The organism is Streptomyces sp. 15-116A (assembly GCF_025290915.1).
Taxonomy (GTDB): Bacteria; Actinomycetota; Actinomycetes; order Streptomycetales; family Streptomycetaceae; genus Streptomyces.
On record NZ_JAOCQE010000550.1, the window covers coordinates 1 to 1,139 of the forward strand.

1 protein-coding gene and 1 pseudogene are annotated in these 1,139 nt (G+C 73.7%); one reads left to right on the forward strand and one right to left on the reverse strand.

Annotated elements, in window-relative coordinates:
• Positions 1-427 (forward strand): annotated as a pseudogene (locus tag N4P33_RS35400) (hypothetical protein); the annotation flags it as partial.
• Between the two features lie 315 nt (positions 428-742).
• Here the strand turns inward: N4P33_RS35400 and N4P33_RS35405 are convergent.
• The coding region (locus N4P33_RS35405) for an FCD domain-containing protein (protein WP_260831014.1) at positions 743-1,139 on the reverse strand (397 nt) is incomplete at its 5' end.

Genomic DNA, 1,139 nt, shown 5'->3' on the forward strand with positions numbered 1-1,139 from the left:
GGCGGCGGCGCTGATCGCGCCGGGGGCGGCGGGGCGGGCGCTGCTGGACTTCCGGCGGGGGCTGATCGCGGAGAACCTGACGCGCTCTCCGCAGGCCGCTCGCGCGGCGTATCGCCGGGCACATGCGGGGGCGACGGCGCATGCGGATCCGCTGCTGCTGTCGGCGACGTGGCGGCATCTCGCGGGGCTGGCGCTGCGGGAGGGGGAGTTGGCGGAGGCGCGGCACGGGTTCGCCGAATCGCTGCGGATCCGGGAGGAGTTGGGGTATCTGGTGGGGACGGCGCCGGCGCTGGTGTCTCTCGCGGAGACGGAGACGGAGCAGGAGGCTTCGCGATTGCGGGAGGAGGCGCGGCGGTTGTTCCGGTTGCTGGGGGGTGTGCCGACGTGGTTGGCGCGGCAGTTGTCACCTCCGGCGGCGAGTGCGTAGACGCGGCCGCGGTAGGGGGCGGTTCTGTCGTACGCCGGCTGCGGGTGAGTAGGTGGCTGGTCGCGCAGTTCCCCGCGCCCCTGGGTTGGTGCAGTCACGCCGCCTGATAACTGCCCTAGCTGCGGGCAGTCGTGCCTCCCCCAGTGCCTTAAGGGCCTGGGAGGTGCCCCCAGGGCGGCACGGGTGGGCGATGGGGGTCCCCCCGCTCATGGGGGTCCCCCCGCGCGAGCGAAGCCGAGCGTGGGGGAGAAGCCGAGAGTGGGGGAGGCACCCCGCCGGCGCGGGTGAGCGACACCTACCCCCGGGCAACGCCCGTCAGCGTGCACCCGTGAAGTGTTCCCCCACCAGCGACTTCACGACCTCCAGGTCCCCCGCGATCAACGCGTCCAGCAACGCCGTGTGTTCGTGGGCGTCCGCTATGAGATCCGCCCTGCTGCGGCCCACCGGCACCGTGCCGACCAGGGGCCACTGCGCTCGGCGATGCAGATCCTCGGCGATGCGGACGAGTTGGTCGTTCCCGGCGAGTGACAGGACCGCTCGGTGGAACGCGCGGTCGGACTCCGCGTACGTAGCGCGGCAGCCGGAGGACGCCGCGCGGACCGTCGCCTCGGCGAGCGGGCGGAGTTCGGCCCACCGTTCGGCGGGAACCGTGCGGGCGAGCCGCAGCATCACCGGGACCTCGATCAGCGCCCGGACCTCCGCCAGTTCGGCC